We start from the raw sequence: 20,494 nt of genomic DNA on the forward strand, positions 1-20,494 counted from the left end.
GCGGATGCTGTACCTCGACCACGCCGCGACCTCGCCCCTGCGACCCGAGGTGCGCGACGCCATGCTCCCCTACCTGACCGGGGCGTTCGGCAACCCCTCCAGCCACCACACCGTCGGAGAGGCCGCGGCCCGCGCGCTCGACGACGCCAGGGCGCGGGTGGCGACGGTGCTCGGGTTCCGCAGCGGAGACGTGATCTTCACGGGCGGCGGCACGGAGGCGAACAACCTCGCCGTCAAGGGCATCGTGCTGGCGGCGCTCGACCGCGGCCGGCGCCACGTGATCGTGTCGTCGATCGAGCACGAGTCGGTGCTCGCTCCCGCCGACTACCTGCACCGTTTCCACGGCGTCGAGGTGACCCGCCTGCCGGTCGACCGCGCGGGACGGGTCGCGGTCGACGACCTGCGAGCGGCGCTGCGCGACGACACAGCGCTCGTCTCGGTCGACCACGCGAATAACGAGATCGGCACGGTGCAGGACATCGCGGCGCTCCATGCCGTGACCTCGGCGACCGGCGTGCCGCTGCACGTCGACGCCGTGCAGTCGGCGGGTTGGCTTCCTCTGCGGGACCTCGGGGCGGACGCCGTCACGGTCGCCGGGCACAAGATCGGCGCACCCCAGGGCATCGGCGTGCTGGCCGTTCGGGGGCGTGTGCCCGTCGAGCCGCTGCTGCACGGCGGCGGACAGGAACGCGGACGCCGTTCCGGCACCGAGAACGTCGCCGGCGCCATCGCGCTCGCCACCGCGCTCGAGCTCGCCGCGTCGGAACAGCAGGAGGTGCACGCGAGGGTCGGTGAAGCCACCGCGCGGTTCATCGCCGGCGTGCTCTCCTCGGTGCCCGGAGCCGCGCTCACGGGCGATCCGCACTCGCGTCTTCCGGGTTGCGCGAGCTTCACGTTCGCCGGGGTCAACGGTGAGACGGTACTGCTGGAACTCGAGCGCCGCGGCGTCGTGTCGTCGAGCGGATCGGCCTGCGCGGCCGACAGCGGCGAGCCCTCGCACGTGCTGCTCGCCTGCGGCGTCGACCCCGATCTGGCTCAGACCGCAGTGCGGTTCACGTTCGGGCGCGAGCCGCTGCCGACGGAGGTCCCCGGCCGACTCGCCGCTGCGGTCGCCGAGGCGGTGCGCGCAGCCGCCGGCGTCTGAGCTCGACGACGTGATGCGCCGCCTCGCGGACGCCAGAGTCGCGATGCCACAAGCGTGCGCCGTCGTGCGGCCGACGACCGACGGAGGCCGACCCCGCCCGCTCCGCCCTAGACTCGGCTGGTGACCGCCTCCGACCCGATCGTGACCGTGATCGTCCCCGGGCGCGACATCGCCGCCTACGCCCCCGCAGCTCTCGACTCCCTGCGCGCCCAGACGGAGAACCGGTGGCAGGCCGTCCTCGTCGACGACGGATCGCGCGACGCGACGGCGAGCGTCTTCGCTGCGGCCGTCGACGCCGACCCCCGCTTCCGCCTGATCTCGAACGACGAGTCTCATGGTCTGGGAGCCGCGCGCAACGCGGCACTCGATACCGTCGACACCCCGTACGTGGGTTTCCTCGACGGCGACGACGAGCTCGCACCCACGGCCCTCGAACGTCTCACCGGCACCCTCTCCTCGACCGGAAGCGACCTCGTCGCCGGTGCCTACGTGCGATCCCGATTCGACGGCGAACGCTACGTCTCGGGACGCGTGCAGCCCTGGGTCGCCGCGGCCACCGATCCCGAGCGCCTCGGCACGACGATCGTCGAGCATCCTGCGGCGAGCGCGAACATCGTCGCCTGGTCCAAGGTGAGCCGCACTGAGATGTGGCAGGACCTGCGCTTCCCCGAGGGCGTCGCGTACGAGGATCAGATCGTCGCCCAGCTGCTGTACACGCGGGCCCGCCGCTTCGACGTGATCCCCGATGCCCTCGTACGCTGGCGTGTGCGCGCCGACGGAACCTCGATCACGCAGGGGAAGGCGCAGCTGCCGGTGCTGCGCGACTACCTCGCGGCGCTGCTCGGCGGCATCCGCGTGCTGCAGGAGGCGGATGCCGGAGCCGCCGTGACAGCGCGGCTCGATCTCATCCTCGCGATGGACCTTCCTCCTCTGCGCGACATCGCCGCTCAGCATCCGGACCCGGAATACGGCAGAACGCTCGACGACTTCGTCTCGGAGCTGCAGACGCTCCCCCAGTTCGCCGACGCCCGGCCCGACCCCACGCTCACCGCCGGTCTCAGCTGGTGACCGCCGACATCGCCACGGAGAAACCTGTGAACGACTACCTCGCCGACCTGTTCTCGCTGCACGGCCGCACGGCCGTCGTCACCGGCGGCAGCTCCGGCATCGGGCGCGGCATCGCGACCGCACTCGCCCGTGCCGGTGCAGCCATCGTGATCGTCGCCCGCGGTGAGCAGCGGATCGACAGCACCGTGCGGGAGCTGAAGGATGCGGGATGCCGCGCGGCCGGCGTCGTGGGCGATCTCGGCTCCCGCGACGGCATCCAAACGCTCGCAGAGGCCGCCGTCGAGCCGTTCGGCGAACCGGACATCCTCGTGAACTCCGCCGGCATCAACATCCGTCCGCCTTTCGCCGAGATCACCGAGGAGGACTGGGATGCCACGATGACCGTCAACGCCCTCGCGCCCTTCCTGCTCGGACAGCGCTATGCCACCGGGATGGCCGAGCGTGGGTACGGCAGGCTCATCCACATCAGTTCTCAGCAGGCGCACCGCGCGTTCGTCTCGAGCGGCGTCTATGGCGCGTCCAAGGGCGCGGTGGAGTCGCTCATGCGATCGGAGGCGGAGGCGTGGGGCGGCTCCGGTGTGACGAGCAACACGCTCGTGCCCGGCTTCGTGCTCACTCCGCTGAACGCGCGTCTGCAGGAGGATCCGGAGCAGATCGCCGCCCTCGCAGCGCGCACCATGATCGGTCGCAACGGACTCCCCGAGGACTTCGCCGCCGCGGCCGTGTTCCTCGCGGGCGCAGGGTCGGCCTACGTCACGGGTCACTCGCTGTTCGTGGACGGCGGACTGTCGGTCCATTGAGACTGCCCCGGGGACCGGCGGGTCAGTGCTGCTCCGGATACACCCGGTCATCGGCAGGCGGCGCATCGAGCAGCGGCACGGACGCCGTGAGGGTTGCCACGGCGTCCTCACCCGCCGAATCGTCGGGCGCGCGATCGGCGCGCCGTTCCGCGAGCGCGGCGCCGATCCCTCCGGTGACGGCCTGTTCGACCTCGGCCTCGGTGTCGAGCACACGCGACGCGGCCACCTGCTGGGCGGCCAGCTCGGCGTAGAGGCCGCCGTGGGCCAGGAGCTCCGCGTGGGTGCCCGACTCGACGATCTGCCCCGCTTCGAGCACGTGGATGACGTCGGCCGACATGACCGTCGACAGACGGTGCGCGATCGTGAGCGTCGTGCGTCCCTTCGCTGCCTCGTCGAGCGCCTCCTGGACGACACGCTCTGACACGGTGTCGAGGGCGGAGGTCGCCTCGTCGAGCAGCAGCACCGGCGGATCCTTCAGCAGCACGCGCGCGATCGCGATGCGCTGCTTCTCGCCACCGGAGAGGCGGTAGCCGCGCTCCCCCACGACGGTGTCGTACCCCTGCTCGAAGCCCGCGATGATGTGGTGGATGTTGGCCGCCGTGCACGCGGCGATCATCTCCTCCTCGGTCGCCCCGGGCTTCGCGTAGAGCAGGTTGTCGCGAATCGTCGCGTGGAAGAGATAGGTCTCCTGCGAGACGATGCCGACCTGGTCGATGATCGACTCCTGTGTGAGCGAGCGCACGTCGGCGCCCGCGAAGAGCACCGCACCGCCGTGTGCCTCGTAGAGCCGCGGCGCCAGGTAGAGGACGGTCGTCTTGCCCGCGCCCGACGGCCCGACGAAGGCGACGTGCTGCCCCGGCTCCGCCACGAAGGAGACTCCCTGCAGCGTGGGGCGCGCGTCCGGCGCCGCGTCGGGGTAGCGGAAGACGACCTCGTCGAACTCGATCCGACCGCGCGGACCGGGGGCCCGGGCGACGTCGATCGCGTCGGGTGCGTCCTGGATCTCCGGCACGAGGTCGAGGTACTCGAAGATGCGCGCGAACAGCGCCGACGAGGTCTGCAGGTCGAGCGACACCCGCATGAGCCCCATCAGGGGCTGCAGCAGCCGCGCCTGTACGGTCGTGAAGGCGACGATCGTACCGGCCGTGATCGCGCCGGTGCCCCCGGCGATCAGGTATCCGGAGACGAGGTAGATGATCGCGGGCACACTGGCCATGAGCACCTGCACCACGGCGAAGAAGCCCTGGCCGCTCATCGCCCGCCGCACCTGCAGGACGACTTGGTTGCGGTTCTCCGCCTGATACCGCGCCGACTCCGTGCGCTGCCGGTTGAACGCCTTGGAGAGCAGCATGCCCGACACGCTCAGCGTCTCCTGCGTGATCGACGTCAGCTCGGAGAGCGACTCCTGCGTCTCGCCCGCGATGCGCGCCCGCACCTGGCCGACGCGCCGCTGCACGATGATCAGGAACGGCATGAGCACGACGGCGATCAGCGTGAGGCGCCAGTCGATGAGGATCATGGCGACGAGCGATGCGATGACGGTCACCACGTTGCCGAGGATGCTGGTGACCGTGTTCGTGAGCACGCCGGAGACGCCGCCCACGTCGTTCTGCAGACGGGATTGGATCACACCGGTCTTCGTGCGGGTGAAGAACCCGAGCTCCATGGCCTGCAGGTGCTCGAAGAGTCGCACGCGCAGGTCGCCGGTCACGCTGTTGCCCACCGTGGAGGTCAACCAGGTCTGCGCCACGCCGAGTGCGGCCGAGAGAAGGAACAGGCCGATCATGCCGCCCACGAGCCACCCGAGCAGCGACAGCTGCGGACCGCCGCCGTCGATCGGGAACAGCGCGTCGTCGAAGATGCGCTGGACGAGAAGGGGCGGGATGACGGCGATCCCCGCTCCGAGCACCACGAGGATGCCGGTCACCGCGATGCGCCAGCGGTACGGACGGAACAGGGCCACCACCCTCGCGCCGAGTCCGGTGATGCGCGGAGCCTCGGCGTTCATGCGGCGCTGCGCCGCCTCGTCGACGCCGCGGAAACCTCCGCCGCGCCCTGCCATACCGCCGCCCATGCTCATCTCGCCAGCGTAGTCAGCGCCGACGACACCGGGCCCGGAACCGCGCTGTCCGATCTCCGCCGAGAGCGGATTCGCTCGGATCCGGAATGGAATGTCCGAACCTGACGTTACGCTGAGTGGTCCCCGCGCACTCGCGCACCCTCCCTCTTCCGCGCCTAGGAGGCCGCCGCATGTCTGCCGTCGACACCGGTTCCATCACCACGCCCCCTCCCGCAGCGAGGGGCGAGATCGCGCGCAGTGACATGCGCGTCATCTGGCTGCTCCTCGTGGCCGCGTTCGTCGCCATCCTCAACGAGACGACGATGGGTATCGCGATCCCGCATCTCAACGCCGACCTCGGCATCCCGCCGGAGCTCGGCCAGTGGCTCACCAGCGCCTTCATGCTGACCATGGCCGTCGTGATCCCGACCACCGGATTCATCCTGCAGCGCTTCACCACCCGGCAGGTCTTCATCGCCGCGATGACGGCGTTCTCACTGGGAACGCTCGTGGCGCTCGTCGCGCCGGGTTTCGCGGTGCTGCTGGCCGGCCGCGTGATCCAGGCCGCGGGCACCGGCATCATGATGCCGCTGCTGATGACCACGATCATGAACGTCGTGCCGCCGCAGTCGCGCGGCCGCATGATGGGTCGCGTCGGTCTCGTCATCTCGCTCGCGCCGGCCATCGGCCCGACTCTCGCCGGCGCCGTGCTGGAGACGCTGAACTGGCGCGCCCTGTTCGCGATCGTCCTCCCGATCGCGATCGTGTCGCTCCTGATGGGCGCCAAGTGGATGACGAACCTCGGCGAGACCCGCGCCGTTCCGCTCGACGTGATCTCGATCCCGCTCGCCGCCCTCGGCTTCGGCGGCATCGTGTTCGGCCTGAGCCAGTTCGGCGGCGAGGGCGGTTCCGGCGAGGCAGCGGGCATCATCGCACTCGTGGTGGGCGCGGTCGCCCTCGGTCTGTTCGTCTGGCGGCAGCTGGTCCTGCAGCGCATCGACGACGCCCTGCTCGACCTGCGGGTCTTCCGCTCCGTGAACTTCACGTTCTCGGTCATCATCATGACGATCCTCGCCCTGTCGATGTTCGGCACCCTCACCCTGCTCCCGCAGTACCTGCAGAACGTCGCGGGTCTGAACGCGCTCGAGTCCGGCCTCATCCTGCTGCCGGGGTCGGTGCTGATGGGTCTGCTCGGTCCGGTCATGGGCCGCATCTACGACGCGAAGGGCACCCGCCCGCTGCTCATCCCCGGCACGATCCTGGTCTCGGCGTCGCTGTTCTTCTACTCGACGGTCGGCGAGCACACGGTCTTCTGGGTCCTCGTCCTGGTGCAGGCGGCGATGTCGGTCGGCCTCGCGATGTCGTTCACGCCGCTGTTCTCCGCCTCGCTCGGCTCGCTCGACCGGTCGCTGTACTCGCACGGCTCTGCGGTGCTCAACACACTGCAGCAGGTGGGTGGTGCGGCCGGCGTCGCCCTGCTCACGGTGACGTACTCGTCGATCCTGCATGCCGGAGAGAGCGAGGGTCTGTCCGTGGCCGTCGCCGGAGCGCCCGGCGCGCGCATGGCGTTCCTCATCGCGGCGATCATCTCGCTCGCGGCGGTCGTGCTCAGCGCGTTCGTGCGCAAGCCCGCCGAGGAGCCGTCGGGCTTCCACGGCGGTCACTGATCGCTGACTCGACGTTCCGGCGTCGAGACCCCCGTGATCGACGAGACCCCCGCCTGCTGACGTCAGCGGGCAGGGGTCTCGGCGATGAAGCGGGGCCTCTGCGGCTGGCGGAGTCAGGCCTGGACTCGCTACTGCGTCTTCGGCGCGGGGAAATGGCAGACGCCCCCGCTGCAGTAGCCGATGCTGTCGTCGGCGTCGTCCAGCAGATTCAGGGCGCCGGGCAGCGGCGACAGCGCCGGGCGCTGCTCGTGCTCTGCGGGTTCCTGTGTGGTGGCCATCCCTCGATGGTACGCCTGCTGCGAGGCTTCGGCGCCGTCCTCACCCACGCCACCGACCGCATGCCCGCATACCGAGCGGGAGCGTGTCAACCGCCAGGGAATCGACAGTCCGCTCCCCTAGCGTTGAAAGCATGGTGACCCGACTCCTCGCCCGCCTCTATTGGGCGCTCAGCCGCTGGACCCTGACCGTCGAGGCGGTGCCCACCCGCCCTACCGTGCTGATCGGCGCCCCGCACACCTCCAACTGGGACTTCGTGCTCATGCTCGCGATCGCATGGCGCCTCGGCATCGATGTGCGCTGGCTGGGCAAGAGCAGCCTGTTCCGAGGGTGGCGGGGTCCGATCATGCGTCGCCTCGGCGGCATTCCCGTGGATCGCTCCGACCCCGCACGCGTGGTCGGCGACGTGGTCGCGCGCGTGCATCAGGGCGAGGTCTTCGGTCTCGTCGTCACTCCCGACGGCACGCGCAGCGCGACAGGCTACTGGAAGTCGGGCTTCTACCGGATCGCCCGTGAGACGGGCATGCCGGTGACGCTGGGGTTCGTCGACCGCACGACGATGACCACCGGGCTCGGGCCGACCATCGAGCTGACCGGCCGCGTCGGCGCCGACATGGACCGCATCCGCGCCTTCTACTCCGACAAGGCGGGGCTGCGCCCCGAGCGCCGGCGCGAGCCGAGGCTCCGCGAAGAGACGGATCAGACCTCTTTCGACGTCTCGGACCGCGCGTAATCGAGGTCGTCGTCGGTGAGGGTCTCGGCCATCCCGACGACCGCACCGGTGATCTCGCGGATCTCCTCCCTGGCGATCTCTCCCACGTGCGGCGCGTGCTCGAAGACACCGAGCCTCGCCTCGTCTGAGAGCTCGTTCCACCACTCCCTGATCGGCGGCAGAGTCATCTGGGGTCTCCCTCCACGGGCGGGTTTGCGGCGGACAGGTCAAGAGTCTGGACAGCAGTGAGCGGCGACCGGGAAACTGTCGACATGGATTCGGAAGACCGCTCGCTGCACCCGATCGAACGCGACGACCGCGCAGACGGTCGGGATGAGACGGTCAACGAGCGCGCCGATCGCAACTGGGACGAGCTGCTGCAAGAACTCCGCGTGATGCAGACCGGCACGCAGATCCTCACGGGCTTCCTCCTCGCGGTCGCATTCCAGCCTCGCTTCGAGGACATGGACGCCTTCCAGCGCGACGTCTACGTCGTGCTCGTCGGCCTGGCAGCTCTCGCGACCATCCTCGCACTCGCACCGGTCGGGATGCACAGGGCGCTGTTCGGTCGGCAACGCAAGCCGCAGCTCGTGCGGGTGGCGGCTCGGATCGTGCGGATCGATCTGATCGTCATCGCCGCGCTCACGGTGGGAGTGACGACCCTCATCATCGACTTCACCGTCAACCGCTCGGCCGGTCTCATCGCGCTCATCGCCTCGGTCGTGGTGATTGTCGGGCTGTGGGTCGCGATGCCGACCCTCGTTCGACGGGCTCGGAGCGACATCCGCGACAGATGAGTCCGAGCCCGTCTCGCGATTCTCAGTTGCCCGCGGGCGTGCGGTTCTCCGCGCTGACCATCCACGCGAACTGCTCGAGGCTCTCCAGCACGGCGTGCAGGATGTCGGCCGAGGTGGGGTCCTCCTCGTCGACCGCGTCGTGCACATCGCGCATCGTGGCGATCGCCGCCTCCAGACGCGCGGTGATGAGGTCGATCGTGTCCTCGGTCGACACCTCGCCCATCGGGAAGGCGGGAAGGGAGGTCGTCTCCGCGATCGTGTCGGTGCGGCCGTCGGGAACGGCATGCAGCGCGCGCATCCGCTCGGCGACCGTGTCGCTGAACGTGCGGGCCGCGTCGATGATCTCGTCGAGTTGACGGTGCGTGTCGCGGAAATTGCGTCCGACCACGTTCCAGTGCGCCTGCTTGCCCTGCAGGGACAGCTCGATCAGGTCGACCAGCACGGTCTGCAGGTTCGCCGCGAGCGTGGGCGACGCGGTGAATCCCTTCTCCGCGTTCTGACGGCGGGTGGTCTTCGCACCGCGCTTGTTCGCCGCGGTGCCGGTGCTCTTCTTCTCAGCCATGTGTGTCCTCCTGCCGGCGACGATAGCCGGGATGATCCCTCGCGATCGAGGGGGTTGACACTCGCTCCCCGCACCGCCGAGGGTGGCGTGCGGAGGTCACGAATGACAGAAACGAACGAGCAGATCGAGATCGCGCCGCTGAGCGCAGCGGATGCCGGCGAGGTGATGACGCTGCAGCGCGCCGCCTTCGTCTCGGAGGCTCAGATCTACGGCAGCGCCGACATGCCCCCGCTGACGCAGACGCTGGCCGAGGTCGAGGCGGAGCTGCGGTCGGGTTCGGGCCTCGGCGCGCGCATCGGCGGTCGACTGGTCGGGGCCATCCGGTTCGCGGAGGACGCGCGGATGCTGTTGATCGGCCGTATCGCGATCGCCCCCGACATGCAGGGAGAGGGCATCGGCCGGACGCTCTTGGCTGCCGCCGAGGAAGCGTCGTCCGCGGAGACCGCCGAGCTGTTCACGGGGAGCCTCAGCGAGGCGAACATCCGCCTGTACGAGGCGTGCGGGTACGCGGAGAGCGCCCGCATCCCGCAGGGCGACGGCACCGACCAGGTGTTCCTGCGCAAACCTCTGCATCCGGTGGGAGAACCCTCTGAACCGGGCGCGTCGGGTTGAGACCTCCGGCGAGGTTCGGAATCGTGGCCCGGACACGTCGCGACCGCCTCGTGTCCGCAACCGGAAGGAGAGTCTCGTGCTCACCCTCACCGACAACGCAACCGCCATCGTGAACACCCTCGTCAGCCGTCAGACCGACGCCGCAGATGCCGGTCTTCGCATCCACTCGACGCCTGACCCCGGACCCGACGGCGGCGCCCGTCTCGCGGTGCTCGTCGCACCCGATCCGGAGCCGGCCGACCAGGTCGTCGAGGTCTCCGGCACCCGCCTGTTCCTCGACGAGACCGCGGCCGCCGCGCTCGACGACAAGGTGCTCGACGCCGGCGTAGACGACGAGGGCGCGGTGTCCTTCGCCGTTCTCAGCCAGGTCGCCTGACCTCACCAGTGTCATCCCGGATGCCGCGGCTCGTCGAGCCGCGGCATCCGTGTGTCCGGGGCGCGGCGCACCCGACGGGCGCGTCGCGTAGGTTGGGAGGAGACCGAGCACCGCCGAGGAGGCGAACCCGAATGAAGATCGCGCTGCTGCGCCGTTACGTGGTGCTCGCCGAGACGCTGCACTTCCCCCGGGCGGCCGAGCAACTCGGCATCCCCCTGGCCTCGCTGTATACGTCGCTCGACAAGCTCGAGGCCGAGGTGGGCCACACCCTCATCAACCGCGAGGGCACCCCGCGGCTGACGAACGTCGGCACCCTGTTCCTCGCGGAGGCGCAGGCCGCTGTCGCGGCCGCTCCCCCGCCCGCGCCGAAGACCGTGGCCCCGGCCGGCGGCAAGGCGAAGGCGTCGAAGGGCAAGGGACGCGCGCCGATCGTCAAGGGTCAGCCCAAGCCCTACAAGAAGCGTCAGGGGCGCTGAGCCGTCACAGCCGGACGGCGTCGTGCGTCTCGAGCTCGAAGCTCTGCCCCGGGTATCGGAGCCCCGAGAAGTACATGTTCGTGTGCGCGACGATCTGCTCGCCCGAGATCGCAACACCATCCCATTGCGTCCCGACCGTGGTGTGCGCGTCACTCACCAGAGCGACGTCATAGCCGTCGGCGGCCGCGCGCTGCATGGTCGTGCGGACGCAGAAGTCCGACTGGGCGCCGGCGATCACCAGACGCGTCGCTCCGAGTCCGTCGAGCACCTCGCGCAGTGCGGTCTCGGCGAAGGAGTCGCGGTAGTCCTTCTGGATCAATGACTCGCCCTCGACGCGGCGCAGCGGTGCGGCGAGCTCCCAGTCCGGGGTCCCGACGCCGACCGGATCGTGGAGCACCCACACTACGGGCGTCCCCAGGTCGCGTGCGCGACGGACCAGGGCATCCGCACGCGCGAGAACGCCGTGCTCGTCGGCGCAGCCGGTCATCACGCCGACCTGCATGTCGATCACGAGCACGACGGTCCGCTCGCTGTGTCGTCCTGACGCGGCCACGATGTCAGTCCCAGTCGAGGTACTCCTCGATGATCACTCCGGTCTCGATCGGGTGATGCACCGGGAAGAGGTGGTCGCCGGCGATGGTCTTGATGGTGGAGCGGTCCGGAACGCTCGCCTGCAGCGCTTCGGCGTTCGCGGGCGGGGTGTCGGTGTCTTCCGTGCCCTGCACGATCAGCACGGGGATCGCCGGTGCGACCGGGATGTCGACGTCCTCCACGCCGAGCAGCAGCAGGCCGTTCGCGCGGTCGGTGTGAGCGGCGACGAGGGCGCGGGCGATCGTGCCGCCGAACCCGTGACCGCCGACCCAGGTGTCGTCGATGCCGACGTGGTCGATCACGGCGACGGCATCCTCGACGCGTTCCTCGAGAGTCGCGTCGCCCGCACGGTGTCCGATGCGCAGCACGTGGAAGCCAGCCTCCTCGGCGAGGTAGTGCGCGGCGACACCCAGCACGTCGGCGGCAAGCCCCTGCTCCTGGATCAGGACCAGCTTGACCGGACCGTCGCCCTCGTCGGCGAACGGGATCGCGCGGCCGTCGGGCTCGAAGATCTGGGTGTCGGTCATGGGCGTGGTTCTCCTCGTGCCGTCTCAGTGGGTGACGAGGGGCTCGCGGCGACGCGCTCGTCCGTCGCCGTCATCCCTCGTCCTCCAGCGTATCCCGCTCACTCGCGCAGAGCGGATCTCCCTCGGCGCGCGATCTCCCGCCAGAGGTGAGCGATCGTGGCTGCGCCCTGCAGCAGCATCCGTACGTCCACGCTCTCGTCGCTGGCGTGCCAATGGTCTTCGGGCAGCCCCGTTCCGAGGAACGTGACCGACGCTCCCAGTTCCTGCGACAGCAGGTCCGCAGGCCCTCCCCCGGCGTTGCCCATGCGTCCGCGCACCTCGGTTCCGTAGCCGCGGGCGAGAGCGAGCTCGAGGGCATCCAGCATCACGCCTCGCGGTGACGCGTACGGTTCCTGCGCGATGCGCTCGTCGACCGTCAGCTCGTACGCGGCTCCGACGGGCATCGCCGCGGCGACGTACTCTCGGAGGCGATCCGCGACGTCGTGGTTGCTTTGATCGGGAACGGTGCGGATGCTGAGTGAGGCCGTCGCCTCACGCGGGATGACCGACCGTTCGATCCCGGTCGGATCCCCCGCGAGCAGGGAGATCACCTCGATGGCCGGCCGCACCCACAGTCGCTCGGGAACGGTGTACCCCGCCTCGCCCGTGATCACTCGCGTCTCCGTGCGTTCGAGCCAGACGTCTTCATCGAACGGGAGCTCACCCAGCTCCCGGCGTCTCTCCGGAGACACGGCGGCGACCCCGTCGTAGAAGCCGGGGATGGCGATTCGGTCCGCGTCGTCGTGCATTCCCGCGAGGATGCGCGCCAGGGTCAGCGACGGATTCAGGGTCACGCCTGACGCGACCCCGCTGTGCACGTCGCGCTCCGGTCCCATGACGGTCAGCGTGGCGGTGAGGGTGCCGCGCATCGAGGTGACCGGAGCCGGCGCGTCATCGCGCCACTGGATCGTGTCGGAGAAGACGATCGCGTCGCAGGCGAGCCGATCGCGGTGCTCCCGGAGCAGCGCCTCGAGGTTCGGTGAGCCGATCTCCTCCTCGCCGTCGATGAGCAGTTTCACGTTCAGAGGCAGACCGCCGCAGGCGTCGAACGCTCGCAACCCCCAGACGTGCGCGAGCACCTGCCCCTTCGCGTCCGACGCCCCGCGCCCGTAGAGACGCCCGTCACGGAGCGCAGGTGTGAACGGCGCCGTCTCGCTCCATTCCTCGGGCTTCGCGTGCCGCACGTCGTGATGACTGTAGACCAGGATCGTGGGCGCCTCGGGGTCGACCAGTCTCTCGCCGAGCACCGCGAAGGAATCCCCCGTCGGCAGCAACGTCGTCTCGAGCCCGGCGTCACGCATCTCGCCGGCGATCCAGTGCGCCGATCGCGTCATGTCCATCCGACGGTCGGGATCCGCCGACACGGAGGGGATCATCACCCAGGCGGAGAGCCGATCGAGGATGTCGCCCGCGACATCCTCCAGGTACGAAGCGATCCCGTCGCTGGCCTGGTCGTCTGCCGCGCGCGGTTCCGTGTCGTCCATGCGGCCACCCTGGCCCTCTGCCGTTCCCCGCGCTTCGGGCTTGACGCGGGCCGGCGGACCCCGCTACACGACCACGGAGAAGCAGTCGACGGGCGGGCGCGCGATTGTCGCAGGGATGAGCCGATCTGAAAACCCCCCTCGTGATCCGGGGTCACGAGCGTTGCATGGCCAGTCCACCGACAGACGATCAGAAAGGCGCACCATGTTCTTCCATCGACAGGAGCTCCAGTTCTCCGCGACACCCGAGGCCCCGGATGCCGTCTATGCGCGAAAGCTGCAGGAGGTGCTCGGCGGACAGTACGGCGAGATCACCGTCGCACTGCAGTACCAGTTCCAGGCCTGGAACATGCACATCCCCGGAAAGTACCGCGATCTGGTGTTCGGCATCGGCGCGGAGGAGATGGGCCATGTCGAGATGCTCGCGGTGATGATCGCGCAGCTGCTCGAGAAGGCACCGCTCGGCATCACGGAGGATGCCGTGCAGGACGACCCGACCGTCGCCGCCGTCGTCGGCGGCACCGACGTGCAGCAGGGCATCGTCGCCGGCGCAGGCGCCCGCCCGGTCGACAGCAACGGCAACCCCTGGCAGGGCTCGTACATCACGTCGAGCGGCAACCTGCTCGCCGATTTCATGGCCAACGCCAACGCCGAGATGCAGGGGCGCGTGCAGGTCGCGCGGCTGTACCACATGACCGACGACCACGGTATCCGGGACATGCTGGGCTTCCTGCTCGCCCGCGACACGATGCACCAGAACCAGTGGCTCGCGGCGGTCGAGGAGCTCAAGGCCGAGGGAGCCGAGGAGCTGCCGGTGCCGAGCAACTTCCCGCTGGGCAAGGAGCACCGCGAGGTCTCGTACCAGTACCTCAACTTCAGCGACGGGGCGGCAGCCGCCGAAGGATCCTGGGCGAGCGGGCCGACGCCGGACGGCAAGGGCGAGTTCAGCTACCACGACGGCCCGACGACGACGGCGGTCATGCCGCCGCCCACCCGCCCCGACGCGCGGTTCTACGGCACGACAGACATGCCGAACGTCGTGGAGAAGGTCGCGGGAGCCGCCCAGGACGCCATGAACAAGGAGTGACGCGAGGACGTCGGACGCTCCTGCACCCTCTCGACCGGATGCGGATCCGGTCGAGGGGGCGACCCCCGGGCGCGGCGCTGTGGGGCGCCGGGTCAGGCGACCCGCAGGGGGGTGATGGCGGCGATCTGGTCCGCGACGCGATCCTCGGCGAGGTCGAGCTCGTACTGCGTCTGCAGATTCAGCCAGAACTGCGCAGACACCCCGAAGTACCTCCCCAGGCGCAGCGCCGTGTCGGCCGTGATGGCGCGTTTTCCGTGCACGATCTCGTTGATGCGTCGGGGCGGCACGCCGATCGAGACGGCGAGCTTGTTCTGCGTGATGCCGAACCCCTGGATGAAGTCCTCCATCAGTACCTCACCAGGGTGGATGGGTGCCAGCTTCTCAGTGGTACTCGATGACTCAGTGGTAGTCAACGATCTCCACCTCCTCCGGTCCGGCGTCCGTCCATTCGAAACAGATTCGCCACTGGTCATTGATCCTGATGCTGTGTTGTCCTGCTCGATTGCCTTTCAGCGCCTCGAGGCGATTTCCTGGCGGGGTGCGGAGGTCGTCGAGGACCTCCGCCGCTCCGAGTTGCCGAAGCTTGCGCAAGGCGACGCGCTGTATCCGAGGATCGAGCGAAGCGACGCGCTCCCGCCGCCAGAGCCGCTCGGTGTCCTTGCTGCCGAACGACCTGATCACTCATGAAGGCTATAACGTAACCCGTTATTAACGCAACGCGTTATATCGGAATCCTCCAGGTCGCGGGATGCGCGTCCATCGAACGACCGGCGCCTCAGTTGTTGAAGCGGAACTCCACGACGTCGCCGTCCTGCATAACGTAGTCCTTACCCTCGAGGCGGGCCTTGCCCTTGGCGCGGGCCTCGACGACGGATCCGGTCTCGACGAGGTCGTCGAACGAGACGATCTCCGCCTTGATGAAGCCCTTCTCGAAATCGGTGTGGATGACGCCGGCGGCCTGCGGCGCCTTCGACCCCTTGGGGATCGTCCAGGCCCGCGCCTCTTTCGGCCCCGCGGTCAGGTAGGTCTGCAAGCCCAGCGTGTCGAACCCGATGCGGGCGAGCTGGTCGAGACCGGACTCGTCCTGGCCGGTCGAGGCGAGCAGCTCCGCGGCATCCTCAGGGTCGAGGTCCTTGAGCTCCGACTCGATCTTCGCGTCGAGGAAGATCGCCTTCGCGGGAGCGACGAGCGCGGCCAGCTCCTCCTTGCGGGCGGTGTCGGTGAGCACGCCCTCGTCGACGTTGAAGACGAAGATGACGGGCTTCGACGTGAGGAGTCCGAGCTCGCGGATCGGGGTGAGGTCGAGTCCGCTGGTGGAGAGCAGGATGCCGCGCTCCAGCGCATCCTTCGCTGCCTTCGCCGTCTCGAGCACGACCGGCTCGATCTTCTTGCCCCGCACTTCCTTCTCGTACCGGGTGATGGCCCGGTCGACGGTCTCGAGGTCAGCGAGCATCAGCTCGGCGTTGATCGTCTCCATGTCGGATGCCGGGTTCACGGCCCCGTCGACGTGCACGACGTCGTCGTCGGCGAATCCCCGGACGACCTGAGCGATCGCGTCGGCCTCGCGGATGTTCGCGAGGAACTTGTTGCCGAGCCCCTCCCCCTCACTCGCACCGCGCACGATGCCGGCGATGTCGACGAACGACACGGCGGCGGGCAGGATGCGCTCGCTGTGGAAGATCTCGGCGAGCTTGTCGAGCCGCGGATCGGGCAGGTTCACCACGCCGACGTTCGGCTCGATCGTCGCGAACGGGTAGTTCGCCGCGAGCACGTCGTTCTTGGTCAGAGCGTTGAAGAGGGTGGACTTGCCGACGTTGGGCAGGCCGACGATGCCGATAGTGAGAGCCACGGGGTACGAGTCTACCCGCCGCCCGGACTCGTCCCGTCAGCCCTTGAGGCTGCGGAACGCCCTGGTCACGTACGGCAGGTCGATCGTCGCGTCGCCCTCGAGTCCGAGCTCGTCGAACAGCGCGTCCAAGTCGCGGCGGATGCGCTGCTTCTCGTCGTCCGGCGCGGTGATGATGTAGCTGCGTGAAGACGCCATGCGGTGCAGAAGGTCGCGCGTGATCGGACGCACCCATTCCCATGTCTGCTCTTCGAGCGGACCCAGCGGCGGCGCCACCTCGGGGCCGCCGTCAGCGAGCATGACCTCGGCGTGGCTGCCGTGCATGATCGCGGTGAGGCGGCGCACCCAGTCGACGCGTTCGTCGCGGATGTTCCAGATCAGTCCGAGCACGCCCCCGTCGCGCAGCACACGCCCGATCTCCGCCGAGCCGCGCACCGGATCGACCCAGTGCCAGGCCTGGCCGAGCACGACGGCGTCGAGACTGACGTCCGGGAGGGGCAGCTTCTCGGCGGTTCCGACGAACGTCGGCACCCCGGGGATCGCTCGGCGCAGAGCGGCGAGCATTTCGGCATCCGGATCGACCGCGACGATCTCGGCATCCGGCGCCTTCGCGAGAACACGTGTGAGCTTGCCTGTTCCGGCACCGATGTCGGCGATGCGGTGCGAGTCGGCGGGCAGCGTCTCCAGCATCCAGGCGACCGCCTCGAACGGATAGTCGGGTCGCCCCAGCTCGTAGTTGTGCGCCTCGGCGCCGAAGGATGTCGACAGTCCATCGCTCATGTCGTCAGCCTACGGCGCGTCCTCCTCGCGGCCCGAGCGCCGAGGGAGAGAGTGGAGTCGTGCCCCTGGACTTCACCGCGATCGACTTCGAGACGGCGAACTCCAGCCCCGCCTCCGCCTGCTCCGTCGGACTCGTCCGAGTCCGCGACGGTCGCGTCGTCGCCACAGCGGGGTGGCTGATCCGCCCGCCTGCGGGACACGACGAGTTCCAGGAATGGAACGTGAGGATCCACGGGATCCGTGCGCAGGACGTCGTTTCGGCCGCGTCCTGGATCGATCAGTTCGCCGCCCTGTGCGAGTTCGCCGGCTCCGACGTGCTCGTGGCGCACAACGCCGGCTTCGACCTCAACGTCCTCCGGCGAGCGTCGGAGGCCACGGGCCTCGACTGCCCTCCGTATCGATCGCTCTGCAGCCTGCAGGTGGCGAGGAAGGTCTACGACCTCGAGTCGTATCGGCTGCCGAAGGCCGCCGAGGCGGCCGGGTTCACCGGTTTCTCCCACCACGACGCCCTCGCGGATGCACTGGCCTGCGCGCACATCGTGATGGATGCCGCGCAGCGCCTGGCCGCGCCCGACGTGTTCTCCCTCGCGGAGGCTCTCAGCCTGCGGGTGACGACTCCTCGTGCACCGCAGCCGCGCCCGGCCGAGGCGCTCGTCGCCGCGCAGGACCTCGCGGTCGCCTGACGCCTACTCCTCCCTCGCCCGATCGCCGGGTCGTGCCGGGGAATGTCGGAGGCCGCGGGCACCATGGAGCCATGGATGCTCTCACGATCGTTCTCCTGCTGGTGGCGCTGCTGCTCGGCGCCGCAGGAGGATGGGTGCTGCGCGCCGCTCGCGGCGGCGTCGACCTCGCGCGCGCCGAGGCCGAGCTCGCCGCCCTGCGTGACGACCGCGACCGACAGTACGACCTGTACCGGGATGCCGTCGATCACTCGCGCTCGGCGCAGCGGGCCGAGGCCGAGCGCGTGCAGCAGCAGAACGCCGTTCTCACGGCCCTCGCACCGGTGCGCGAGAGTCTGCGACAGATGCAGACGAAGGTGTCGGCCATGGAGCAGGAGCGCCATGAGCAGTTCGGCTCGCTGGCCGAGCAGCTGCGGCGGGCGCAGGAGTCCGATGAGGCGCTGCGTGCGACGACCGAGTCTCTTGCCGGAGCGCTCCGCTCGACCGCGACGCGCGGCGTCTGGGGCGAGACCCAGCTGCGGCGTGTCGTCGAGGCGGCCGGACTCACCCGGCACGTCGACTTCGACCTGCAGACGACCATCGCCTCCGACCGCGGTCAGGGGCGCCCCGACATGGTGATCCGTCTGGCGGGCGGCGCGTCGATCCCGGTCGACGCGAAGGTCCCGCTCGACGCGTTCCTCGAAGCGTCGGCACTCCCGGTGGGCGATGCGCACGAGGCGCAGCGACGAGCGCACATGCAGAAGCACGTCAAGGCGGTGCGCGCGCACATCGACGCTCTCGCAAGGAAGGCGTACTGGTCGGGGCTCGAGTCGGGCCCCGAGTTCGTGATCTGCTTCCTGCCGAGCGAATCCCTGCTGTCCGCAGCCATCGACGAGGACCCCACCCTGCTCGACTACGCCTTCGGCCGTCGCGTCGCGCTGGCCTCGCCGGTCAACCTCTGGGCGGTGCTCAAGACGGTCGCCTACACCTGGACTCAGCAAGAGGTCTCGACCGAGGCACGCGCCCTGCTCGCACTGGGCACGCAGCTGTACGACCGCCTCGGCGTCGTGGCGGGGCACGCCGACGATCTGCGTCGCGCTCTGGAGCGCACGGTCGAGAGCTACAACCGCTTCGCCGGTTCGCTCGAGAGCCGGGTGCTCGTGACGGCGCGGCAGTTCCCCGGCATCGACACGACCGGGCTGGCCGAGTCACCGAAGGGTGTGACCACGCAGACGCGACGATTCACCGCACCCGAGCTGGTCGGCGACGGCGAGCCCGTCGACGATTCGCTGTTCGCGGACGTGGGCGAGGTCCGTTCGCGCCTGGAAGGGGGAGGCGACCGGGGCAGGGACTGAATCCCGGGTCCGGGGTGTCCGGGTCAGGCGACGCCGGGCACGCCGCTCATCAGCAGGATCACGAGACCGCTCGTGACCACGAACGCACCGATCATCCACCACGAGCTGAGCTCGTGACCTTCGTCGCGGCGCTTGCGGAAGAGCACGTCGGCCCGGCGCGCGGGATCGGTGACGACCGGCGACGGCGCTCTGGGAGGCGTTGCCGCAGGGGCCGCGGCTCCCGGTGCCGACATCTCGTCGACGTTCACGCGCAGGATGCGACCTGTGTTGGTGGTGACGATCTTCGTCCGCGCGGCCTGAGAACCACTCGTCTGCTGCGTTGCCATCTGTTCGCCCTCCTGTGCCTGCGGTGCCTGGCGGCTCCGTCGACGGCGACAAACCCAGGGTCAATTGTGACACGACCCCGCAGGAAAGCTCGGCGCCGGGTCGCCGTCAGGGCATACCGGCTCGGTAACGATGCCCCGACGACGCAGCGGCGATCAGGTCACAGCCACTTCGAGACGAGGTGCTCAGAAGCGATGCGACGCAGTGTTCCCGAGGCCCCGCGCAGCACGACGCTCTCGGTGTAGATGTACCCGTGCTCGCGGCGGACGCCAGCGACGAGCTGACCGTCGGTGACGCCCGTCGCCACGAAGATCGTGTTGTCCCCGCGCACGAGGTCGTCGGCCTCGTACACCTTGTCCATGTCCAGCCCGGCGTCGATGCCGCGCTGGCGCTCGTCGTCGTCGCGGGGCCACAGACGCCCCTGGATGTGCCCACCCAGAGCCTTGATAGCGCACGCGGTGACGATCCCCTCCGGGCTGCCGCCGACACCGACGCACATGTCAGTCCGCGCGGCGTGTCGCGCGGCGTTGATGCCGCCGGCCACATCGCCGTCGCTCATCAGGCGGGTACCGGCGCCGGCATCCCTGATCTCCTGGATGAGCTTCTCGTGCCGCGGCCGGTTCAGCACCGACACGACGATCTCGTCGACCGGCTTTCCCAGCGCACCGGCGAGCTTGCGGATGTTCTCGCCGATCGGCAGGCGGATGTCGACGACGCCGACGCCGGCGGGGCCGGTGACGAGCTTGTCCATGTAGAAGACGCTCGAGGCGTCGAGCATCGATCCTCGGTCGGACACCGCGATCACCGAGAGCGCGTTCTGACGTCCGGCGGCGGTCAGCGAGGTGCCGTCGATCGGATCCACGGCGATATCGCACTCGGGACCCGTGCCGGTTCCGACGACCTCGCCGTTGAACAGCATCGGGGCGTTGTCCTTCTCCCCCTCGCCGATCACGACCCGACCCTGGAACGCCACCGTGCCGAGGAACGCGCGCATCGCGTCGACCGCCGCACCGTCAGCCGCCTCCTTGGCGCCGCGACCGATGAAGGGAACAGCTCGGATCGCCGCCGCCTCGGTGGCGCGCACCAGTTCCATTGCGAGATTTCGGTCGGGACGCAGGGGGCTCAGATCGGCCGTCAGACTCACCATGCGGTCAGCCTAGCTACGGAGCGATGACAGCGAGCCGGTTTTCGGTGCCTCGCGCCAGAAGGAATCGCGATTCTTAACGCCAGGGCAGGGAGCGACCGTCGGCATGACG

General features: G+C 69.4%; 25 protein-coding genes. 12 read left to right on the top strand and 13 right to left on the bottom strand.

Annotated elements, in window-relative coordinates; all coding sequences use genetic code 11:
- Window positions 1-4 precede the first annotated feature (4 nt).
- The 3 genes from RAC81_RS03395 to RAC81_RS03405 all read left to right on the top strand — a co-directional run bounded on the left by RAC81_RS03395 (window position 5) and on the right by RAC81_RS03405 (window position 3,012).
- Complete coding sequence (locus RAC81_RS03395; RefSeq protein WP_375081022.1) at window positions 5-1,144, top strand: cysteine desulfurase family protein; 1,140 nt, start codon at window positions 5-7, stop codon at window positions 1,142-1,144.
- A gap of 120 nt (window positions 1,145-1,264) precedes the next feature.
- Window positions 1,265-2,212 (top strand): glycosyltransferase family 2 protein, encoded by a 948-nt coding sequence (locus tag RAC81_RS03400; RefSeq protein WP_375081023.1) that lies wholly within the window; start codon window positions 1,265-1,267, stop codon window positions 2,210-2,212.
- Window positions 2,209-3,012 carry an SDR family NAD(P)-dependent oxidoreductase gene (locus RAC81_RS03405; RefSeq protein WP_375081024.1) on the top strand — a complete coding sequence of 268 codons (804 nt, stop codon included), beginning with the start codon at window positions 2,209-2,211 and terminating at the stop codon, window positions 3,010-3,012. Before RAC81_RS03400 ends, RAC81_RS03405 begins: the two co-directional genes overlap by 4 nt.
- Window positions 3,013-3,034: 22 nt before the next feature.
- On the opposite strand, the gene RAC81_RS03410 is transcribed toward RAC81_RS03405, so the two are convergent.
- The gene (locus RAC81_RS03410; protein ID WP_375081497.1) at window positions 3,035-5,086 is read right to left on the bottom strand and encodes an ABC transporter ATP-binding protein; all 2,052 of its coding nucleotides are present in this window, start codon (window positions 5,084-5,086) and stop codon (window positions 3,035-3,037) included.
- 176 nt (window positions 5,087-5,262) lie between these two features.
- On the opposite strand from RAC81_RS03410, the gene RAC81_RS03415 reads away from it, so the two are divergent.
- Window positions 5,263-6,738, top strand: a complete 1,476-nt coding sequence (locus RAC81_RS03415) for an MDR family MFS transporter (protein ID WP_375081025.1) — start codon at window positions 5,263-5,265, stop codon at window positions 6,736-6,738.
- Between the two features lie 128 nt (window positions 6,739-6,866).
- Here the strand turns inward: RAC81_RS03415 and RAC81_RS03420 are convergent, their stop codons facing one another.
- A complete protein-coding gene (locus RAC81_RS03420; protein ID WP_375081026.1) occupies window positions 6,867-7,016 on the bottom strand; it encodes a hypothetical protein in 150 nt (49 codons plus the stop codon).
- Between the two features lie 131 nt (window positions 7,017-7,147).
- Here RAC81_RS03420 and RAC81_RS03425 point away from each other — a divergent pair, with 131 nt between their 5' ends.
- Window positions 7,148-7,747 carry a 1-acyl-sn-glycerol-3-phosphate acyltransferase gene (locus tag RAC81_RS03425; protein ID WP_375081027.1) on the top strand — a complete coding sequence of 200 codons (600 nt, stop codon included), beginning with the start codon at window positions 7,148-7,150 and terminating at the stop codon, window positions 7,745-7,747.
- Here the strand turns inward: RAC81_RS03425 and RAC81_RS03430 are convergent.
- On the bottom strand, window positions 7,714-7,914 hold the full coding sequence (locus RAC81_RS03430; protein WP_096715215.1) for a hypothetical protein: 201 nt from the start codon (window positions 7,912-7,914) through the stop codon (window positions 7,714-7,716). The genes RAC81_RS03425 and RAC81_RS03430 overlap by 34 nt on opposite strands.
- Window positions 7,915-7,998: 84 nt before the next feature.
- Here RAC81_RS03430 and RAC81_RS03435 point away from each other — a divergent pair, with 84 nt between their 5' ends.
- The gene (locus RAC81_RS03435; RefSeq protein WP_375081028.1) at window positions 7,999-8,523 is read left to right on the top strand and encodes a DUF6328 family protein; all 525 of its coding nucleotides are present in this window, start codon (window positions 7,999-8,001) and stop codon (window positions 8,521-8,523) included.
- Between the two features lie 22 nt (window positions 8,524-8,545).
- Here RAC81_RS03435 and RAC81_RS03440 read toward each other — a convergent pair whose 3' ends face one another.
- A complete protein-coding gene (locus tag RAC81_RS03440) occupies window positions 8,546-9,085 on the bottom strand; it encodes a Dps family protein (protein WP_375081029.1) in 540 nt (179 codons plus the stop codon).
- A 102-nt stretch (window positions 9,086-9,187) separates the two neighbouring features.
- On the opposite strand from RAC81_RS03440, the gene RAC81_RS03445 reads away from it, so the two are divergent.
- From RAC81_RS03445 to RAC81_RS03455, 3 genes are all read left to right on the top strand, one after another.
- Window positions 9,188-9,697, top strand: a complete 510-nt coding sequence (locus RAC81_RS03445; RefSeq protein ID WP_375081030.1) for a GNAT family N-acetyltransferase — start codon at window positions 9,188-9,190, stop codon at window positions 9,695-9,697.
- A 76-nt stretch (window positions 9,698-9,773) separates the two neighbouring features.
- Window positions 9,774-10,073: a Fe-S cluster assembly protein HesB gene (locus tag RAC81_RS03450; protein ID WP_096715219.1), complete on the top strand. Its 300-nt coding sequence runs from the start codon at window positions 9,774-9,776 to the stop codon at window positions 10,071-10,073.
- Window positions 10,074-10,204: 131 nt separating this feature from the next.
- Complete coding sequence (locus RAC81_RS03455; protein ID WP_375081031.1) at window positions 10,205-10,549, top strand: LysR family transcriptional regulator; 345 nt, start codon at window positions 10,205-10,207, stop codon at window positions 10,547-10,549.
- A 4-nt stretch (window positions 10,550-10,553) separates the two neighbouring features.
- Here RAC81_RS03455 and RAC81_RS03460 read toward each other — a convergent pair whose 3' ends face one another.
- The 3 genes from RAC81_RS03460 to RAC81_RS03470 form a co-directional block, all read right to left on the bottom strand.
- Entirely contained in the window at window positions 10,554-11,102 is a 549-nt protein-coding gene (locus tag RAC81_RS03460) for an isochorismatase family protein (protein WP_375081032.1), read from the bottom strand.
- A 4-nt stretch (window positions 11,103-11,106) separates the two neighbouring features.
- Window positions 11,107-11,667 (bottom strand): alpha/beta fold hydrolase, encoded by a 561-nt coding sequence (locus tag RAC81_RS03465; RefSeq protein WP_375081033.1) that lies wholly within the window; start codon window positions 11,665-11,667, stop codon window positions 11,107-11,109.
- Window positions 11,668-11,765: 98 nt separating this feature from the next.
- Window positions 11,766-13,190, bottom strand: a complete 1,425-nt coding sequence (locus RAC81_RS03470) for a M20/M25/M40 family metallo-hydrolase (RefSeq protein ID WP_375081034.1) — start codon at window positions 13,188-13,190, stop codon at window positions 11,766-11,768.
- 202 nt (window positions 13,191-13,392) lie between these two features.
- On the opposite strand from RAC81_RS03470, the gene RAC81_RS03475 reads away from it, so the two are divergent.
- A complete protein-coding gene (locus RAC81_RS03475; RefSeq protein WP_375081035.1) occupies window positions 13,393-14,274 on the top strand; it encodes a manganese catalase family protein in 882 nt (293 codons plus the stop codon).
- A 92-nt stretch (window positions 14,275-14,366) separates the two neighbouring features.
- Here RAC81_RS03475 and RAC81_RS03480 read toward each other — a convergent pair whose 3' ends face one another.
- From RAC81_RS03480 to RAC81_RS03495, 4 genes are all read right to left on the bottom strand, one after another.
- Entirely contained in the window at window positions 14,367-14,687 is a 321-nt protein-coding gene (locus RAC81_RS03480) for a HigA family addiction module antitoxin (RefSeq protein WP_375081036.1), read from the bottom strand.
- On the bottom strand, window positions 14,674-14,955 hold the full coding sequence (locus RAC81_RS03485; RefSeq protein WP_375081037.1) for a type II toxin-antitoxin system RelE/ParE family toxin: 282 nt from the start codon (window positions 14,953-14,955) through the stop codon (window positions 14,674-14,676). The genes RAC81_RS03480 and RAC81_RS03485 overlap by 14 nt, the downstream gene beginning before the upstream one ends.
- 94 nt (window positions 14,956-15,049) lie before the next feature.
- Window positions 15,050-16,123 carry a redox-regulated ATPase YchF gene (gene ychF, locus RAC81_RS03490; RefSeq protein WP_375081038.1) on the bottom strand — a complete coding sequence of 358 codons (1,074 nt, stop codon included), beginning with the start codon at window positions 16,121-16,123 and terminating at the stop codon, window positions 15,050-15,052.
- A 36-nt stretch (window positions 16,124-16,159) separates the two neighbouring features.
- On the bottom strand, window positions 16,160-16,900 hold the full coding sequence (locus tag RAC81_RS03495; protein ID WP_375081039.1) for a class I SAM-dependent methyltransferase: 741 nt from the start codon (window positions 16,898-16,900) through the stop codon (window positions 16,160-16,162).
- A 59-nt stretch (window positions 16,901-16,959) separates the two neighbouring features.
- Between RAC81_RS03495 and RAC81_RS03500 the strand changes: the two genes are divergently transcribed.
- On the top strand, window positions 16,960-17,583 hold the full coding sequence (locus RAC81_RS03500; RefSeq protein ID WP_375081040.1) for an exonuclease domain-containing protein: 624 nt from the start codon (window positions 16,960-16,962) through the stop codon (window positions 17,581-17,583).
- A 71-nt stretch (window positions 17,584-17,654) separates the two neighbouring features.
- Window positions 17,655-18,914: a DNA recombination protein RmuC gene (locus RAC81_RS03505; RefSeq protein ID WP_375081041.1), complete on the top strand. Its 1,260-nt coding sequence runs from the start codon at window positions 17,655-17,657 to the stop codon at window positions 18,912-18,914.
- A gap of 23 nt (window positions 18,915-18,937) precedes the next feature.
- Here the strand turns inward: RAC81_RS03505 and RAC81_RS03510 are convergent, their stop codons facing one another.
- Window positions 18,938-19,240: a hypothetical protein gene (locus tag RAC81_RS03510; RefSeq protein ID WP_375081042.1), complete on the bottom strand. Its 303-nt coding sequence runs from the start codon at window positions 19,238-19,240 to the stop codon at window positions 18,938-18,940.
- Window positions 19,241-19,398: 158 nt separating this feature from the next.
- Window positions 19,399-20,385, bottom strand: a complete 987-nt coding sequence (glpX, locus tag RAC81_RS03515; protein ID WP_251585932.1) for a class II fructose-bisphosphatase — start codon at window positions 20,383-20,385, stop codon at window positions 19,399-19,401.
- Window positions 20,386-20,494: the final 109 nt, after the last annotated feature.

This window comes from Microbacterium sp. CR_7 (assembly GCF_041954755.1).
Lineage (GTDB): Bacteria > Actinomycetota > Actinomycetes > Actinomycetales > Microbacteriaceae > Microbacterium.

Excerpts from the sequence above, each read along its gene's own strand:
- RAC81_RS03510 (WP_375081042.1), bottom strand. The coding sequence starts at position 19,240 with ATGGCAACGCAGCAGACGAGTGGTTCTCAGGCCGCGCGGACGAAGATC.
- RAC81_RS03410 (WP_375081497.1), bottom strand. The coding sequence starts at position 5,086 with ATGGGCGGCGGTATGGCAGGGCGCGGCGGAGGTTTCCGCGGCGTCGAC.
- RAC81_RS03455 (WP_375081031.1), top strand. The coding sequence starts at position 10,205 with ATGAAGATCGCGCTGCTGCGCCGTTACGTGGTGCTCGCCGAGACGCTG.
- RAC81_RS03435 (WP_375081028.1), top strand. The coding sequence starts at position 7,999 with ATGGATTCGGAAGACCGCTCGCTGCACCCGATCGAACGCGACGACCGC.
- RAC81_RS03505 (WP_375081041.1), top strand. The coding sequence starts at position 17,655 with ATGGATGCTCTCACGATCGTTCTCCTGCTGGTGGCGCTGCTGCTCGGC.
- RAC81_RS03445 (WP_375081030.1), top strand. The coding sequence starts at position 9,188 with ATGACAGAAACGAACGAGCAGATCGAGATCGCGCCGCTGAGCGCAGCG.
- glpX (WP_251585932.1), bottom strand. The coding sequence starts at position 20,385 with ATGGTGAGTCTGACGGCCGATCTGAGCCCCCTGCGTCCCGACCGAAAT.
- RAC81_RS03430 (WP_096715215.1), bottom strand. The coding sequence starts at position 7,914 with ATGACTCTGCCGCCGATCAGGGAGTGGTGGAACGAGCTCTCAGACGAG.
- RAC81_RS03475 (WP_375081035.1), top strand. The coding sequence starts at position 13,393 with ATGTTCTTCCATCGACAGGAGCTCCAGTTCTCCGCGACACCCGAGGCC.
- RAC81_RS03470 (WP_375081034.1), bottom strand. The coding sequence starts at position 13,190 with ATGGACGACACGGAACCGCGCGCGGCAGACGACCAGGCCAGCGACGGG.
- RAC81_RS03395 (WP_375081022.1), top strand. The coding sequence starts at position 5 with ATGCTGTACCTCGACCACGCCGCGACCTCGCCCCTGCGACCCGAGGTG.
- RAC81_RS03465 (WP_375081033.1), bottom strand. The coding sequence starts at position 11,667 with ATGACCGACACCCAGATCTTCGAGCCCGACGGCCGCGCGATCCCGTTC.
- RAC81_RS03415 (WP_375081025.1), top strand. The coding sequence starts at position 5,263 with ATGTCTGCCGTCGACACCGGTTCCATCACCACGCCCCCTCCCGCAGCG.
- RAC81_RS03425 (WP_375081027.1), top strand. The coding sequence starts at position 7,148 with ATGGTGACCCGACTCCTCGCCCGCCTCTATTGGGCGCTCAGCCGCTGG.
- RAC81_RS03440 (WP_375081029.1), bottom strand. The coding sequence starts at position 9,085 with ATGGCTGAGAAGAAGAGCACCGGCACCGCGGCGAACAAGCGCGGTGCG.
- RAC81_RS03420 (WP_375081026.1), bottom strand. The coding sequence starts at position 7,016 with ATGGCCACCACACAGGAACCCGCAGAGCACGAGCAGCGCCCGGCGCTG.
- RAC81_RS03495 (WP_375081039.1), bottom strand. The coding sequence starts at position 16,900 with ATGAGCGATGGACTGTCGACATCCTTCGGCGCCGAGGCGCACAACTAC.